Annotated in this window: 16 protein-coding genes; 3 read left to right on the top strand and 13 right to left on the bottom strand. The window is 64.0% G+C overall.

Annotated features, from left to right (window positions below; translation table 11 throughout):
• Positions 1 to 3: 3 nt before the first annotated feature.
• The 4 genes from EDF71_RS08915 to EDF71_RS08900 all read right to left on the bottom strand — a co-directional run bounded on the left by EDF71_RS08915 (position 4) and on the right by EDF71_RS08900 (position 3,950).
• Entirely contained in the window at positions 4 to 798 is a 795-nt protein-coding gene (locus EDF71_RS08915) for an ABC transporter permease (protein WP_133856229.1), read from the bottom strand.
• Positions 799 to 801: 3 nt separating this feature from the next.
• Complete coding sequence (locus EDF71_RS08910; RefSeq protein WP_133856418.1) at positions 802 to 1,632, bottom strand: ABC transporter permease; 831 nt, start codon at positions 1,630 to 1,632, stop codon at positions 802 to 804.
• 25 nt (positions 1,633 to 1,657) lie between these two features.
• Complete coding sequence (locus tag EDF71_RS08905) at positions 1,658 to 2,710, bottom strand: ABC transporter ATP-binding protein (protein ID WP_133856228.1); 1,053 nt, start codon at positions 2,708 to 2,710, stop codon at positions 1,658 to 1,660.
• A gap of 205 nt (positions 2,711 to 2,915) precedes the next feature.
• A complete protein-coding gene (locus EDF71_RS08900) occupies positions 2,916 to 3,950 on the bottom strand; it encodes an ABC transporter substrate-binding protein (RefSeq protein ID WP_133856227.1) in 1,035 nt (344 codons plus the stop codon).
• A 219-nt stretch (positions 3,951 to 4,169) separates the two neighbouring features.
• Here EDF71_RS08900 and EDF71_RS08895 point away from each other — a divergent pair, with 219 nt between their 5' ends.
• The gene (locus EDF71_RS08895) at positions 4,170 to 5,090 is read left to right on the top strand and encodes a LysR substrate-binding domain-containing protein (RefSeq protein WP_133856226.1); all 921 of its coding nucleotides are present in this window, start codon (positions 4,170 to 4,172) and stop codon (positions 5,088 to 5,090) included.
• A 36-nt stretch (positions 5,091 to 5,126) separates the two neighbouring features.
• Here the strand turns inward: EDF71_RS08895 and EDF71_RS08890 are convergent, their stop codons facing one another.
• From EDF71_RS08890 to EDF71_RS08880, 3 genes are read right to left on the bottom strand one after another with little or no spacing between them, the layout of a single operon-like run.
• Positions 5,127 to 6,098 carry a tripartite tricarboxylate transporter substrate binding protein gene (locus EDF71_RS08890; RefSeq protein WP_133856225.1) on the bottom strand — a complete coding sequence of 324 codons (972 nt, stop codon included), beginning with the start codon at positions 6,096 to 6,098 and terminating at the stop codon, positions 5,127 to 5,129.
• 21 nt (positions 6,099 to 6,119) lie between these two features.
• The gene (locus tag EDF71_RS08885; protein ID WP_133856224.1) at positions 6,120 to 6,506 is read right to left on the bottom strand and encodes a hypothetical protein; all 387 of its coding nucleotides are present in this window, start codon (positions 6,504 to 6,506) and stop codon (positions 6,120 to 6,122) included.
• Positions 6,503 to 7,888: an acyclic terpene utilization AtuA family protein gene (locus tag EDF71_RS08880; protein ID WP_133856223.1), complete on the bottom strand. Its 1,386-nt coding sequence runs from the start codon at positions 7,886 to 7,888 to the stop codon at positions 6,503 to 6,505. Before EDF71_RS08880 ends, EDF71_RS08885 begins: the two co-directional genes overlap by 4 nt.
• Before the next feature lie 80 nt (positions 7,889 to 7,968).
• On the opposite strand from EDF71_RS08880, the gene EDF71_RS08875 reads away from it, so the two are divergent.
• Both EDF71_RS08875 and EDF71_RS08870 read left to right on the top strand, forming a co-directional pair.
• On the top strand, positions 7,969 to 8,868 hold the full coding sequence (locus EDF71_RS08875) for a LysR family transcriptional regulator (RefSeq protein WP_133856222.1): 900 nt from the start codon (positions 7,969 to 7,971) through the stop codon (positions 8,866 to 8,868).
• Between the two features lie 102 nt (positions 8,869 to 8,970).
• Complete coding sequence (locus EDF71_RS08870) at positions 8,971 to 9,228, top strand: hypothetical protein (RefSeq protein ID WP_133856221.1); 258 nt, start codon at positions 8,971 to 8,973, stop codon at positions 9,226 to 9,228.
• On the opposite strand, the gene EDF71_RS08865 is transcribed toward EDF71_RS08870, so the two are convergent.
• The 6 genes from EDF71_RS08865 to EDF71_RS08840 form a co-directional block, all read right to left on the bottom strand.
• Positions 9,204 to 9,605: a YkgJ family cysteine cluster protein gene (locus tag EDF71_RS08865; RefSeq protein ID WP_116925485.1), complete on the bottom strand. Its 402-nt coding sequence runs from the start codon at positions 9,603 to 9,605 to the stop codon at positions 9,204 to 9,206. The two genes, EDF71_RS08870 and EDF71_RS08865, sit on opposite strands and share 25 nt — an antisense overlap.
• Before the next feature lie 98 nt (positions 9,606 to 9,703).
• Positions 9,704 to 10,066, bottom strand: coding sequence for a Rieske 2Fe-2S domain-containing protein (locus tag EDF71_RS08860; protein WP_166656492.1), 363 nt, complete (start codon positions 10,064 to 10,066; stop codon positions 9,704 to 9,706).
• Between the two features lie 94 nt (positions 10,067 to 10,160).
• Entirely contained in the window at positions 10,161 to 11,639 is a 1,479-nt protein-coding gene (locus EDF71_RS08855) for a M20 family metallopeptidase (RefSeq protein WP_133856219.1), read from the bottom strand.
• Between the two features lie 146 nt (positions 11,640 to 11,785).
• The gene (gene metW / locus EDF71_RS08850) at positions 11,786 to 12,373 is read right to left on the bottom strand and encodes a methionine biosynthesis protein MetW (RefSeq protein WP_133856218.1); all 588 of its coding nucleotides are present in this window, start codon (positions 12,371 to 12,373) and stop codon (positions 11,786 to 11,788) included.
• Complete coding sequence (locus EDF71_RS08845; RefSeq protein WP_133856217.1) at positions 12,370 to 13,527, bottom strand: homoserine O-acetyltransferase; 1,158 nt, start codon at positions 13,525 to 13,527, stop codon at positions 12,370 to 12,372. The genes metW and EDF71_RS08845 overlap by 4 nt, the downstream gene beginning before the upstream one ends.
• A gap of 151 nt (positions 13,528 to 13,678) precedes the next feature.
• Positions 13,679 to 14,170, bottom strand: a complete 492-nt coding sequence (locus EDF71_RS08840) for an Lrp/AsnC ligand binding domain-containing protein (RefSeq protein ID WP_133856216.1) — start codon at positions 14,168 to 14,170, stop codon at positions 13,679 to 13,681.
• Between the last annotated feature and the right edge of the window lie 6 nt (positions 14,171 to 14,176).

Here is a 14,176-nt window from a genome sequence, read left to right as displayed (position 1 = left end):
CTCTCAACCTTTGCCAATCAGGACCTTCTCCAGGCCGACCAGCTTGTCCAGGATGACCATCAGCACCAGGGTGCCGACGATCAGCACGGTAGAAACCGAGGTCACCAGCGGGTCGATGGTCTGGGCGATGTGGTTGTACATGGCGACCGGCAAGGTCATCGTGCCGGGGGTGGCCACAAACACCGTCATCGTCAACTCGTCAAAGCTCTGGATGAAGGAGAGCATCCAGCCGCCGGCGATACCGGCCATCAGCATGGGCACGGTGATGCGCATGAAGACGGTGCCGCGCGATGCGCCCAGCGACAGGCCGGCATGCTCGATCTCGCGGTTCATGCCCGTGGCTGCGGCCAGCACCATGCGCAAGGCATAGGGCATGATGCAGATCACATGGGTGAACATGAGCCAGAAGAACGAACCCGACAGCCCGGCGATGTTGAAAAAGCGCAGGAAGGCCGCGCCCAGCACCACGTGGGGAATCATCAGCGGCGACATGAAAAAGGCCATCAGCACCTCGCGGCCGGCAAAGCGGTAGCGGGTGATGGCCAGCGCAGCCGGCACCGCCAGCGCGATGGCAATCGAGGCCGAGGCCAGGCCCAGCTTGGCCGAGAACCAGAAGGCCGACTTGATCTCCGTCGCATCCAGGATGGCGCGGAACCAGCGCAAGGACAGGCCATCGGTGGGGAAGGAGATGAAGCCCTTGTCGGTAAAGGCCACCGCCACCACCACGACCAGCGGCGCCAGAATGAAGCTGATGAACAGCGCGTGGAAGACCAGCGCCAGAGGACTGTTTTTTTGCATGGCTCAACCCTCGAAAACAGCTTTGAAGCGGCGCTCGATCCAGCGATTGCAGCCCACGATGATGACGACGTTCGCAACCAGCAGCACCACGGCAATGGCAGCGCCCAGCGGCCAGTTCAAGGTGTTGAGGAACTCGTCGTAGGCGGCCGTAGCCACCACCTTGAGGCGGCGTCCGCCCAGCAGTGCCGGCGTGGCAAAGGCCGATGCCGAAAGCGCGAAGACGATGATGCTGCCCGAGAGAATGCCCGGCAGCAGCTGGGGCAGCACCACACGGCGGAACACGGTGCGCTGGCTGGCACCCAGGGACAGGCCGGCGTTCTCGACCTGGGGATCGAGCTTTTGCAGCGAGGCCCAGACGGAGATCACCATGAAGGGCACCATCACATGCACCATGGCGATGGTCACGCCGGTCATCGTGAAGGCCAGGCGCAGCGGCTCATCGATGATGTGGAACAGCATCAGGCCCTTGTTGATCAGGCCGTTGTTGCCCATCAGGATGGACCAACCCAGGGTACGCACCACCACCGAGATCAGCAGCGGTGCCAGGATGATCAGCAGAAACACACCGCGCCAGCGGCCGCGCATGCGGGAGATGATGATGGTCTCGGGCACACCCAGCACCACGCAGAGCACGGTGACGATGGCCGACATCAGGGCCGTACGGCCAAAGATCTCCAGGTAGTAGCTGTCGCTGAAGATCTCCAGGTAGTTCTTCAGCGAATAGACCTTCTGGATGCCTTCCATGCCATTGAAGACATTCAGCGACAGAATGGCCGTCAAAGCCAGTGGCGCCAGCAGCATGGTCACAAAGACCAGCAGGCCGGGCCCGGACATGGCCCAGGGTTTCCAGCGGTTCTTGCTATCCACGGCTGGCCTCCTGCTGGGTCAGCACGCGCACATCCTCGGGCGACCAGTTCAGGCTCACCTCGTCGCCCTCATGCAGTGCAGCGCGGCGTGCATTGGGCAGGCTGATGTGGATGTCGCCCAAGCCGGTGCTGACATTGACCACCCACTGGCTGCCCAGGAACAGCAAGGTCTTGATCGTGCCGGGCAGGCCGCCCTGGCCGGCCGGGGCCACCTCGATGCGCTCGGGCCGCAGGTAGACCACCACCGGGCCGCTGTCCACCGGGCTGGGCGCGCCCAGCACAATGTCGCCGATCTTGACGGTCTCGCGGCTTTGGGCCTGGCCTTCGAAGCGGTTGGTCTTGCCCAGGAACACCGAGGCAAAGTCGCAGGTCGGCTTGTCGTAGATCTGCTGGGGCGAATCGACCTGGGCGATCTGGCCGTTGTGCATCACCGCAATGCGGTCGCTCATGGTCATCGCCTCGACCTGGTCGTGCGTCACCAGGATGGTGGTGATGCCCAGCTGGCGCTGGATGGCGCGCATCTCGACGTGCATTTCCTGGCGCAGCTTGGCGTCCAAGTTGGACATGGGTTCGTCCAGCAGCAGCACTTCGGGCTGGATCGCCAAGGCGCGGGCAATGGCCACACGCTGGCGCTGGCCGCCGGAGAGTTCACGCGGGTAACGGGCACCAAGGCCATGCAGGCGCACCAGTGCCAGCGCGTCCTGGATGCGCTTTTGCATCACGTCGCGGCTGAGTTTGCGCATCTCCAGACCGAAGGAGATGTTCTGCTCCACCGTCATGTGGGGGAAGAGCGCATAGCTCTGGAACACCACGCCCATGCCGCGCTGCTCGGGGCGCAGCTGGGTGATGTCCTTGCCGTCGAGCACGATGCGGCCCTGGCTGGGGTCCAGAAAGCCGGCAATCATCTGCAAGGTGGTTGTCTTGCCGCAGCCCGAAGGGCCGAGCAGCGATACGAACTCACCGCGATGGACTTCCAGGTTGAAGTCCTTGACGGCAACAAAATCCCCGAACCTCTTGGCGAGGCCCTCGATACGTAGAAAACTCATGTGAAACTCCGGGGCCTGCGGCCCGCGTGGGGCGGCGCGGCAGGCCTGTGTATGATTTAGCGCCTATCCCTGGCGTCCTGGCAAGGAGGCCAGGGATGAATCAGAGGCGCTCACACGGCCCTTGAGACGAGGCGCAAAGCCGCAGGCAGTACAAAAGGTACGACAAGGCTTTGCAACGAAGTATCAAGGGTTGTGTGAGTGGCTCTTAACGCTCGACCGTGCGGTTCCAGCGATTGGTCCATTCGGAGCGCTTGACGTTGACGATCTTGTAGTCCACGGTCTTCAACTGGGCGATCTGTTCCGGGCCATAAGGCACTTGCTTGGCGACCTTCTCGTCGAGCTTGACCTTGCTGTTCATGGGGCCCCAGGCCTGGGTCTCGGCCAGCGCGGCTTGCGACTCGGGGGTGTAGAGGAACTGCATGAACTTCTGTGCGCCGGCCTTGGGCTGCTTCTTGGCAACGGGGCAGACGGAGGTGAACAGCGCAAACGCGCCTTCCTTGGGGTAGACGAACTTCACGGGAAAGCCAGTGTCAGCCAGCGCCTTGACGCGGCCGCTGCCCCAGACGCCGATGACGGCATCGCCGTTCTGGAACAGCTCGGTCATCTTGCCGGGAGAGGGTTCCCAGGCCAGCACGTTCGGGCCCACATCCTTGATCAGCGCCTGGAAGCCAGGGTCGATGTTGTTGGCGCCGCCGCCGTTCATTTCGGCAAACATCAGCAGGGTCTGCAGACCGTAGCCGTTGTTGATCGGCGGGATCACGGTCTTGCTCTTGAACTTCTTGTCCTTGAGGTCGTTCCACGAGGTAGGCGCTGCCCAGCCGGCCTTCTTGAAGGCTTCTTCGTTGTAGAACAGGCCGGTGGCGATGACGCCCAGGTTCAGCGACTTGTTGCCCGCCGTCTTGGCCATGGGGTAGAGGTCGTTGTAGACCGGTGCGGCTTCGATATCGCCGCAGAAGCCGAACTGCACGGCCTGCTCCATCGGGCCGTCATCCATCAGCGCCACGTCGTACTGGGGGTTGTTCTTTTCCGCCTGGAGCTTGGCCAGGGTGTCGGTGGAGTTGCCAGGCACGTAGATGACCTTGTTGCCGGTCAGCTTCTCATAGGCCGGAATGATCTTTTGCTTGAAAGCGGTCTCGGTCGAGCCGCCATAGCCACCGACATAAATGTCTTCAGCATGGGCAATGCCAGCGGTGGCAGCAAAGGCAGCAGCCAGGGAGAGAGCCAGACGGGATGCGGTCATCGAAATTACCTCCAGAAAGTGGGTGGGGCCAAAGTGAAATTCAATCTGTCTGGTAGCCAATGATAGGCATCTGCAGGCAAAATTGAATCGGTGAATTCCTGCTTCAATGCCTTTATGGGATGGAAATTTCTCAATCGATAAGCCATTGAAATAACTACTAAATTAGTAATTTTGTAGACTATTCGATTGCATTACGCCATCAACTCATGTCTTTACAACATGGATAAGAAGATCACACTGCGCCATCTGGAGGCGTTTCGGGCGCTGATGCTGCGCCGCTCGGTCACGGCAGCGGCCCAGTCGCTGGAAGTGACCCAGCCGGTGGTCACCCGGCTGATTGCCGAATTCGAGGCGCGCATCGGCATGCCGCTGTTCGAGCGGGTCAAAAGCCGGCTGCAGCCGACGTCAGCAGCCACCTTGCTGCTGGAAGACGTGCACCAGGCCTTGATGGGCATCGAGCGTATCCGCAACATCTCCGAGAACGTGCGCTTTCGGCGTCTGCAGCGACTGGAGGTGACGGCCGCACCCGCCATGGCGACCTCGTTCCTGCCCAGCGCCATTGCCAAGTTCAGCGCCCAGTTCCCCGAGACCCTGGTCACCTTGCATATGCAGGCCTCGCCGGCCGCACTGGACATGGTGCAGGCCGAGCGCTGCGATATCGGCTTTGTGATGCTCTCGCCCGACCACACCCGCTTCAAGGGGCTGGAGACCTTGGTGATCGGCAAGCTGGTGGTGGCGGTGCCCGCCGGGCACAAGCTGGCGCGCAGAAGCAGCCTGTCACCGATCGACTTTGTCGACGAGCCCCTGGTGTCGCTGCCGACCATGATGGAAACCCGCACCAAGCTCGACAGCCTGTTTCTGGTCAACCGCGTGCAGCGCCGCGTGAACATCGAGACCCAGATCTCGTATGCCGCCATCAAGCTGGTCGAGGCCGGCGCCGGCCTGGCCATCATCGACCCGCTGACTGCCTGCAGCTACCACGGGCCCGATGTGAAGTTTGTGCTGTTCGAGCCCGCCGTCCCCTGCGAGTACTCGATGGTGGTCTCCAACCGCCATGCCTCCACCTTGGTGCTCAAGCCCTTTATCGACCTGGCCAAGGCAGAGATCAAGCGCATGCTGCCCAAACGCTGGATCCTCTAACGAGCGTTTGGGCGGAGCCTGCGGATAGGAGCCTGTTTACTCCGGCGTAATGCCCGCCGCCTTGATCACCTGCCCCCACTTGGTGGTCTCGGTGGCCTGGAACTGCGCCAGCTCGCTCTGGCTGGTGGTCCAGGGGTCGGAGCCCGACATCTCGAAGAAGGACTTGGCAGCGGCACTGCCAACCGCCTGCCCCAGCAGCTGGTTGAGCTTGGCGCTGACGGCGGCGGGCACATTGGCTGGTGCATAGGCAGCAAACCAGTAGCCCATGTCATAGCCCTTCACACCGGCCTCGGCAATCGTCGGCACATCGGGCAGCTGGGCGCTGCGCTTTTGCGTGGAATAGCCCAGCGCGCGCAGCTTGCCGGCCTTGATCTGCGGCACGCCGGTGGAGACGTCGGTGATCATCAGGTTGATCTGGCCGCCCAGCAGGTCGGTGATGGCCAGCGGGTTGCTCTTGTAGGGCACATGCAGGATGTCCACATCGGCGAGCTGCTTGAGCATCTCGCCAGCGACCCGGCTCGACGAGCTGCCGCTGCCAAAGCTGAGCTTGCCCGGGTTGGCCTTGGCAAAGGCCAGCAGATCGCTCACCGAGTGGTAAGGCGCATTGGCCGGCACCACCAGCACCTGGCCGCCCTTGCCCAGGCCGGTGATCGGCGTGAAGTCCTTGACCGGGTCATAGGACAGCTTGCGGTAGAGGTGGATATTGGCCGCATGCGTGGTGTTGGTGGTGATCAGCACCGTGTAGCCATCGGCCGGGGCCTTGGCCACCGCCTGCGCCGCAATCATGCCGCTGGCACCAGCCTTGTTCTCGACGATCACCGGCTGGTGCGTCTGCTCGGTGACCGCCTGGCCCAGCGCCCGCGCCAGCTGGTCGGTGGCGCTGCCGGCCGCAAAGGGCACGACAAAGGTGATGGGTTTGGACGGAAAGCTCGCTTGCGCAAAGGCCAGCGGGCTGATGGCCAAGGCCGTGGCACAGGCCAGCAGGTGGCGGCGGGTGGAAAATTTCATCTTTTGTCTCCGGTTGGTTTCTTATTCAGTGGTAGTTGGCAGGGCCGCATCGGCCGGCCCGACCAGATGGGCCTGCAAATGCGCCGGCAGCACGATCGGCATTTGCAGCACGCGAAAGCACAGGGTCTTGCCGTGGCTGTCGAGGTTCAGCGCGTCGTTGACGCCGCCGTCCAGCACCTCGTCGAGCACCAGGTTCATCGCCTGCAGCTGGGGCAGCAGGTAGCGCTGCACCTGGCGGGGCTGGCGGTCAGCAAACAGCGCGGCAACGGCGGCCTCGGTGACTTGTGCGCAGATGGCATCCCAGAGCGCGGGATGCCAGGCGATCACGCTGATGTTGGAGCGGTTGCCCTTGTCGCCGGTGCGCCCATGGGCCAGGCGGTAGAGCGGGACGGTGATGTGGTCGTTCATGTGGCGGCCTCCTCTTGCGCAGCCCAGACAAAGCCCGTGGCAATCAGTGCCTGGGGTACCAGGCAGGAGACCATGCCCAGGCGCTGGCGCATATGGCTGCGCACGCCACCACCACCGGCGGGTCCGCAGCAGTACAGCGCATTGATCTCGCGCGGCAGGCGCGCTGCGGTGGCCTTGTCGGCATGCTGCCAGGCCATGCGCAGCCGTACATCGGGCGACGCAGCCGACAGATCAGCGCCGGCCAGCCAATCGCTGGCATCGTTGCCCCAGACACTGGTGACGCCAATCAGGTCGGTGCGCAGCGGCGCAATGCCCTGCAGACGCTGGGCGACGGTCTGCGCCGCCAGCCGCGCACGCTCGGCCGCACGCGGGCCGGCGTAGGAAATCTCGGCCTCGGCAAACCAGCCCGAGGCATAGCAGGTGTTGACCTTGAGCGCCTCGGGGCGCGGATGGCCGATGACGCCCTCCAGCCGCACGCGGTTCTCGCCCTCAGTCCTCACCTGGGCCTGGCTGATGTCGGCCACCACATCGGGGGTCAGGTAGCAGCGGGGGTCGTGGATTTCGTAGAGCAGCTGCTCCTTGACGGTGGCGGTCGTGATGCAGCCGCCGGTGCCCTCGGGCTTGAAGATGCTGCAGTTGCCGCTGTCGTCGATCTCGGCGATCGGGTAGCCCAGCCGGTCCATGCCCGGCACATCCTTGTAGCCCGGGTCGGCAAAATAGCCGCCGCTGACCTGGGTGCCGCATTCCAGCAGGTGGCCAGCCATCGTCGCGCGGGCCAGGCGGTCCCAGTCGTCCCAGGCCCAGCCAAAATGCGCCATTGCCGGGCCCAGTACCAGGGAGGGATCGGCCACGCGGCCGCAGACCACGATATCGGCGCCCGCCTGCAAGGCCTCGGCGATCGGCCGCGCACCAATATAGGCATTGGCGCTGACCAGCGGCTGCTCGGGCATCTGCGCACCCAGGGCCTGGGCCAGCATGGGCCGGTGGGCCGGGCCGCTCAGGTCATCGCCCTGCACCACGGCAATACGGGGGGCGCGCAGGCCCAGGCTGCGGGCCAGGGCCACAATGGCGCGGGCGGCGCCTTGCGGGTTGGCAGCGCCAAAATTGCTGACGATGCGGATGCGGTGGGCCAGGCAGTCGTCCAGCACTGGGCGCAGCAGCTCCAGCAGCAGCGGCTCGTAGCCGGCTTCGGAGTCGTCGCGCCGGGCGAGCTGGGCCAGCGCCAGGGTGCGCTCGGCCAGGGTTTCAAAAATCAGAAACGCGGGCTGCTGCAAGGCGATCAGCGCCTGCACCACTGGCGCTGCCGCATCCACCCGATCGCCTGAAAAACCGGCCGCGCAGCCTATCAGCATGGGCGCGGGCGCTGTCTTGTCTGTCTGCATAGCATCTCCTGCTGGCCACTATAGAAAATAGGTTCTATGTTGTGAAATCGATAATTGAGATTGATTAATCTGCAACGCAAATGAATCTATCCCACCGCGACATCCAGGCCTTTCTGGCGCTGGCCAGCCAGAAAAACTTCACCCGGGCAGCCAGCCTCTGCCACCTGTCCCAACCGGCGTTCAGCGCGTTGATCCGCAGTTTGGAGACCACGGTGGGCCTGCGCCTGTTCGAGCGCAGCACCCGGCATGTGCTGCTGACGCCCGAGGGTGAGCAGTTTCTGCTGTCGGCGCAGCGCATTGCGGCCGAATTTGCCGCCTGCGAAAAAGCCATGCGCGACACCGCCCAGCTCAGCCATGGCAAGGTTGCCGTGGCCTTGCTGCCGTCGCTGGCGGCGGGCTGGCTGCCCCCGGTGCTGCGCAGCTTTGCCAGCCAGCACCCCGGTGTGCAGCTGCAGGTCTTCGATGTGCTGTCCGAGCCCTGCATTGCGGCGGTGGCCAATGGCGATGCCGACTTTGCGCTGGCCGCCATCCGCGCCGACACGCCGGATCTGCGCGCCGAGCCTTTTTGCAGCGATAGCTTTCACCTGGTCTGCCCGGCCGACCACCCGCTGGCCGCGCTGGACGAGGTACTACTGGCCGATCTGGCGGCCTGGCCCTTTGTGCACCTGGCCCGGCACAGCAGCGTGCGCCAGTACCTGGATGCCGCCTTCTTCCCCCAGACCATGCAGACCCTGGTGGAGGTGGAGCAGCTCGCCACCGTGATGGGCCTGGTCAAGGCCGGCCTGGGTATCAGCGTGGTGCCGGCCCTGACTTTGTTTCACTTTGTACAACCTGGCCTGGTCACGCGGCCGCTGCATCTGCCCGGCATGGACCGCCAGATCTACATGGTGCGCCGGCGCGAGCCCAGCCTGTCCTTGGTGGCCCAGGCGCTGTACGAATTGATGCAACGGCAACGACCGGTCTTTGCAAGAATGGATTGATTCGCATGTAGAAATCGCTGGAGATGCCCCCTGCCTATCCCCTCCCCGCCTCCCTGGGCCAGCCCAGAGGCGCTTGAACCCTGGCCGCCACTGCGCCCGCGCATGGCGGCGCTGCTCGCCTGGGGCAGCGGGGCGGCACTGCTGGCCTGCACGCTGCGTGTCTTGCTGGACTACCCCATCTGCGCCAATGACGAGTCCGCCTGGATCCATATCGCCCGTCAGCTGGACCGGGGCGTGGACTGGCCGGTGTCCAGCCCTGCCTTTGTCGACCTATTCGCCCTGTTTGCACGGAGCCAACGATCCAGCCCCGCCACCTCGATAATCATTCGCAATATTTATTGCAAATCTTTGTGCCCGTAGGCACAAAACCCTGGTTTAGGCCCTTTTTTGGGATGCAGGCGGCAGGTTTCAGGCCGTTTGTCATACACGGTGCAGCGCCGCGCTACCGGGTCGAGAAACTGGCAATCACCGCTGGCGCGGCGCGCCATCGTGAAGATATTGTGCTTGGGGTTGTAATGGTCGATCAGCCGGGCCTTGAGCAGGCGCTTGGCGATTAGCTTGTGCGCAATATTGTCGACCTCGAAGGCATCGACCAGGCCCAGGCGCACCAGGTCGGGCAGTTGCACCTCCAGCGGCATGGTGCAGCAGTTGGCCGCGCAGCTGTCGCAGAGCCCGGCCTTGTACTTGGTCCAGGTCTCCAGGCGGTCAACATCAACAATTCGGATCGGGGATTTCATGGCGGGGCGCTGCGCAAGCGGCCTGGCAGAAGTGGCCGCTTATTTTTCGAGCCCGCCAGTATCGCGCCAAAGCGATGTCTGGGGCCTGCGCTGGGGCATCATCCCTGCTTCCACCACACCGTGCCATCGCGCTCTTCCACCGCCACCGCATCCAGGCTGGAGCCCCGGCAGGGTCCGCCGACGCATTTGCCGGTATCGGGCTGGTAGATGGCGCCGTGGTAGGGGCAGAGGATGAACTGGCGGCCGCTCTCCAGAATGTCGCCATCAAAATCCATGGGCACGCTGGCGTGCTGGCACTCATTGATCCAACCGTGCAGCTGGCCTTGCCAGCGGATCACAAAGGCCTTCTGGCCATTGGGCAGCTGGAAGAAAAAGGGCTTGCCGTTGTCCTGCAGGTCGGCGCTGGCGCCCAGGGGTTCGGTGCCGTCAAACAGGATCGTGGGGGTGCTGGGCTCGGTCATGGCGGGCGCGCTATCGTTGTCGTTGTCGTCAAAAAGAAAAGGCAGCCGCCCCATGCGCATTGCACGCGGCGGCTGCCCGATGGGCTGGCTGTATTTATACGCTGGCTGCCGTGGTCGGCATGCTGGCAATCACCTGCGCCACAGCGGCGGTCAGCTTCTTGGCATAAGGCACATGCAGGAACTCATTGGGTCCGTGCGCATTGCTCTTGGGGCCCAGCACGCCGCAGACCATCATCTGCGCCTTGGGGAAGCCGGCGCTGAGCATGCCCATCAGCGGGATGGAGCCGCCCTGGCCGATAAAGCCGCAGTCCGCACCAAAGTGCGCGCGGCTCGATTGGTTGAGCGCGTTCAGGAACCAGTCGCTGGTGTTGGGGGCATTCCAACCATTGGCGCCGCTGGCGCCTTCCCAGGTGACCTTGGCCTGGTAGGGCGCGTTGTCTTCCAGCAAGGTCTTGAGCTCTTGCATGCACTGGGTGGCATCGACCAGCGGGGGCAGGCGCAGGCTCAGCTTGAAGGCGGTGTAGGGGCGCAGCACATTGCCGGCATCCTGCAACGCGGGCAGGCCTTCGGCACCGGTGACGGACAAGGTCGGCTCCCAGGTGCGCTTGAGCAGCGCTTGCGTGGGGTCGGTGGTGGTGGGCAGCGCAAACAGGCTGGAGCCATTGCAATCAAAATGCGCCCAGGGGAAGCGCTTGTACAGCTCGTCGCCCAGAATGCCGGCTGTGGCCTGCGCCTGGGTCAGGCGCTCTGCCGGCACCGCGCAGTGGAAGCTTTCCGGCAGCAGGCGGCCGGTCTTGCTGTCTTCCAGGCGGTCCAGCACCTGGCGCATGATGCGGAAGGACGAGGGCACGACGCCCGAGGCATCGCCCGAGTGCACGCCCTCGGTGAGGATCTCGACCTTCAAGGTCCCTGCGACCATGCCGCGCAGGCTGGTGGTCAGCCACAGCTGGTCGTAGTTGCCGGCGCCGCTGTCCAGGCAGATGACCAGGCCCACATCGCCCAGGCGGGGCTTGAGCATGTCGATATAGACCGGCAGGTCGCCCGAGCCGCTTTCTTCGCAAGTCTCGATCAGGCCGACGATGCGCGGGTGCGGCACGTTCTGGCGCTTGAGCTCTTGGATGGCGGCCACGCTGGCGTAGGTGGCATAGCCGTCATCGGCGCCGCCCCGGCCATAGAGCTTGCCGTCTTCGTATTTGGGGGTCCAGGGGCCCAGGTCATTGCGCCAGCCGGAGAACTCGGGTTGCTTGTCCAGGTGGCCATACATCAGCACGGTCTGCGTGCTCTGCGCCTGGGTGGCAGGCACTTCAAAGAACAGCACCGGCGTGCGGCCCGGCACGCGCACCACTTCCAGGGTCAGCCCTTCGACCTTCTGCGCCTCGATCCAGCTGGCGGCATTGCGCACCACCGTGTCGATGAAACCATGCTGCTCCCAGTTGCCATCAAAGCCCGGCGACTTGGCGGGGATGGCGATGTAGTCGGTCAGCTGGCGAAGAATATCGCGGTCCCACTGCTGGCTGATATGGCTGAGGGCAGCATCGGCTTGCAGCTGGGTGGCGTCTAGGCGGGCGTTCATGGGTGAATCTCCTGGTGGTGCTGCCACGAAAGGGGCAGCCGCAGCCATAAGCGTACCAGCGCAGGCGCCCCTCGGCTATCGCCTGCGGCAAAGCCCTGCTGCCGTTGTACAGCGCAGGGCCCGCCGGGCAAGGCCGGCTGCGGGGATCAGAGGTGCTCGAAGTGAAACACCGCCGTGCCGGCACGCGCATTGGGCAGCCAGCGCCGCACCTCGCCGTTCTGCAGGCCAAAGCTGTCCAGAATGTGCAGCTTGTTCTTGAGCGCCAGCACCTCGAAATCCTTGAAGGTGCCGACGCGGATGTTGGGCGTGTCGTACCACTGGTAGGGCAGGCGCTTAGTCACCGGCATGCGGCCTTGCAGGATGGACAGGCGGTTGGGCCAGTGGGCAAAGTTGGGGAAGGCCACCACGCCCTGCTTGCCGATGCGCGCGGTCTCGCGCAGCATCACCTCGGCATTGCGCAGATGCTGCAAGGTGTCGATCTGCAGCACCACATCAAAGCTGTTGTCCTCGAAGATGGCCAGGCCGTCTTCCAGGTTCAGCTGCAGCACGTTCACGCCCCGGCGCACGCAGGCCAGCACATTGCTGTCGTCAAACTCGATGCCATAGCCGCTGCATTCGCGCTCGCGCTGCAGGTAGGCCAGCAGGCTGCCGTCGCCGCAGCCCAGGTCCAGCACGCGGGCGCCCTTGGGCACCAGGTTGGCAATGGCCTGGAAGGTGGAAGAAGACTCGGTCATACCGCCTCCTGGGTGCTGGGCTGGCCAGCGCTCAGTTCGCGGGCCATGTTTTCAAAATAGGAGCGCATCACGCCCATGTAGCGGGCATCGTCGAGCAAGAAGGCATCGTGCCCATGGGGGGCGTCGATCTCGGCATAGCTGACGGTGCGGCGGTTGTCGAGCAAGGCCTTGACGATCTCGCGGCTGCGCGCTGGCGAAAAGCGCCAGTCGGTCGTGAAGCTCACCAGCATGAAGCGCGCCTTGGCGCCCGCCAGCGCCTGGGTCAGGTCGCCGCCAAAGGGCTTGGCCGGGTCAAAGTAGTCCAGCGCCCGGGTGATCAGCAAATAGGTGTTGGCATCGAAGTAGTCGCTGAACTTGTCGCCCTGGTAGCGCAGATAGCTCTCGATCTGGAACTCCACATCCTGGGTGCTGTATTTGAGGTCCATGCCTTCGCGCAGCTGGCGGCCGAACTTCTGGTTCATCACATCGTCGCTCAGGTAGGTGATGTGGCCGATCATGCGGGCAATGCGCAGGCCGCGCTTGGGCACCACGCCGTGCTGGTAGAAGTGGCCGCCGTGGAAGTCGGGGTCGGTCACGATGGCGCGACGCGCCACCTCGTTGAAGGCGATGTTCTCGGCCGACAGGCAGGGCGCGCTGGCCACCACCACCGCATGGCGCATGCGGTCGGGGTACTGCAAGGTCCAGGACAGCGCCTGCATGCCGCCCAGGCTGCCGCCCAGCACGGCCGCCAGTTGGGTGATGCCCAGCCGATCCAGCAGCAGCGCCTGGGCATTGACCCAGTCTTCCACCGTCACGACGGGGAAATCGGCGCCATAGACCGAGCCGCCGTCCGGATTCATGTGCATGGGCCCGGTCGAGCCAAAGCAGGAGCCCAGGTTGTTGACGCCGATGACAAAGAAATGGTTGGTATCGACCGCCTTGCCCGGGCCGATCATGTTGTCCCACCAGCCCTCGCTCTTGGCCTGGCCCTCATAGTGGCCAGCCACATGGTGCGAGGCATTGAGTGCATGGCAGACCAGGATGGCGTTGGAGCGGTCGGCGTTGAGCTGGCCGTAGGTCTCGTAGGCCAGATGGTAGTCGCGGATGGAGGCGCCACTTTGGAGAGGGAGCGCCTCCGGGAAATGCATTGATTGGGGTGTCGCAACGAATGACATAAAAAACCCGGCAACGCTAAAAACGAGGCCGGGTCGATGGAATGCAGTCGCCTACCGAGTCTTTAGCTGGATTTATAAAGCGCCCGCAAGCTGAAGCAAATCGGCGCCGTGAAATCTCAGTGTACTGCAAATCGGCAGCAGGTGTGCTGCATCAACTGCCGCCCAGGTAGAGCCGGTTGGAGCTTTTGACCTCTTCCATCACGGCGTAGGTGCGGGTCTCGCGCACGCCGGGCAGCTGCCACAAAACCTCACCGGCAAAGTGGCGGTAGTGGTTCATGTCGGCCACGCGGATCTTGACCAGGTAGTCAAAGCCGCCAGCCACCATATGGCACTCCATGATCTCGGGCCGCACCTGCACCGCCGCCTTGAACTCGTCAAACACATTGGGCGTGGTGCGGTCCAGCAGCACCTCGATGAAGACCAGCATGGCCGCGCCCAGCTTTTGCGGGCTCAGCCGCGCCTCGTAGCCGGTGATATAGCCCTCCTTGGTGAGGCGCTGCACCCGGGCCAGCACGGCCGTGGCCGACAGCGACACCGCCTCGGCCAGCTTCAGGTTGGAGATGCGGCCGTCCCGCTGCAGCACGGCCAGAATGCGCAAATCGATGCGGTCCAGGTCATCCGGGGGGTCGATGATGGCGGTCATGGGCAG

Source organism: Comamonas sp. JUb58, assembly GCF_004364775.1.
GTDB lineage: Bacteria > Pseudomonadota > Gammaproteobacteria > Burkholderiales > Burkholderiaceae_C > Comamonas.
This window is presented reverse-complemented; position numbering and strand designations above follow the sequence as displayed.

Bases quoted from the DNA above. Each gene is read 5' to 3' on its own strand.
- EDF71_RS08900 (WP_133856227.1), bottom strand. From the start codon at position 3,950: ATGACCGCATCCCGTCTGGCTCTCTCCCTGGCTGCTGCCTTTGCTGCC.
- EDF71_RS08910 (WP_133856418.1), bottom strand. From the start codon at position 1,632: ATGTCCGGGCCCGGCCTGCTGGTCTTTGTGACCATGCTGCTGGCGCCA.
- EDF71_RS08865 (WP_116925485.1), bottom strand. From the start codon at position 9,605: ATGAAATCCCCGATCCGAATTGTTGATGTTGACCGCCTGGAGACCTGG.
- metW (WP_133856218.1), bottom strand. From the start codon at position 12,373: ATGACCGAGTCTTCTTCCACCTTCCAGGCCATTGCCAACCTGGTGCCC.
- EDF71_RS08895 (WP_133856226.1), top strand. From the start codon at position 4,170: ATGGATAAGAAGATCACACTGCGCCATCTGGAGGCGTTTCGGGCGCTG.
- EDF71_RS08880 (WP_133856223.1), bottom strand. From the start codon at position 7,888: ATGCAGACAGACAAGACAGCGCCCGCGCCCATGCTGATAGGCTGCGCG.
- EDF71_RS08915 (WP_133856229.1), bottom strand. From the start codon at position 798: ATGCAAAAAAACAGTCCTCTGGCGCTGGTCTTCCACGCGCTGTTCATC.
- EDF71_RS08875 (WP_133856222.1), top strand. From the start codon at position 7,969: ATGAATCTATCCCACCGCGACATCCAGGCCTTTCTGGCGCTGGCCAGC.
- EDF71_RS08870 (WP_133856221.1), top strand. From the start codon at position 8,971: ATGGCGGCGCTGCTCGCCTGGGGCAGCGGGGCGGCACTGCTGGCCTGC.
- EDF71_RS08840 (WP_133856216.1), bottom strand. From the start codon at position 14,170: ATGACCGCCATCATCGACCCCCCGGATGACCTGGACCGCATCGATTTG.
- EDF71_RS08885 (WP_133856224.1), bottom strand. From the start codon at position 6,506: ATGAACGACCACATCACCGTCCCGCTCTACCGCCTGGCCCATGGGCGC.
- EDF71_RS08860 (WP_166656492.1), bottom strand. From the start codon at position 10,066: ATGACCGAGCCCAGCACCCCCACGATCCTGTTTGACGGCACCGAACCC.
- EDF71_RS08855 (WP_133856219.1), bottom strand. From the start codon at position 11,639: ATGAACGCCCGCCTAGACGCCACCCAGCTGCAAGCCGATGCTGCCCTC.
- EDF71_RS08845 (WP_133856217.1), bottom strand. From the start codon at position 13,527: ATGTCATTCGTTGCGACACCCCAATCAATGCATTTCCCGGAGGCGCTC.
- EDF71_RS08905 (WP_133856228.1), bottom strand. From the start codon at position 2,710: ATGAGTTTTCTACGTATCGAGGGCCTCGCCAAGAGGTTCGGGGATTTT.
- EDF71_RS08890 (WP_133856225.1), bottom strand. From the start codon at position 6,098: ATGAAATTTTCCACCCGCCGCCACCTGCTGGCCTGTGCCACGGCCTTG.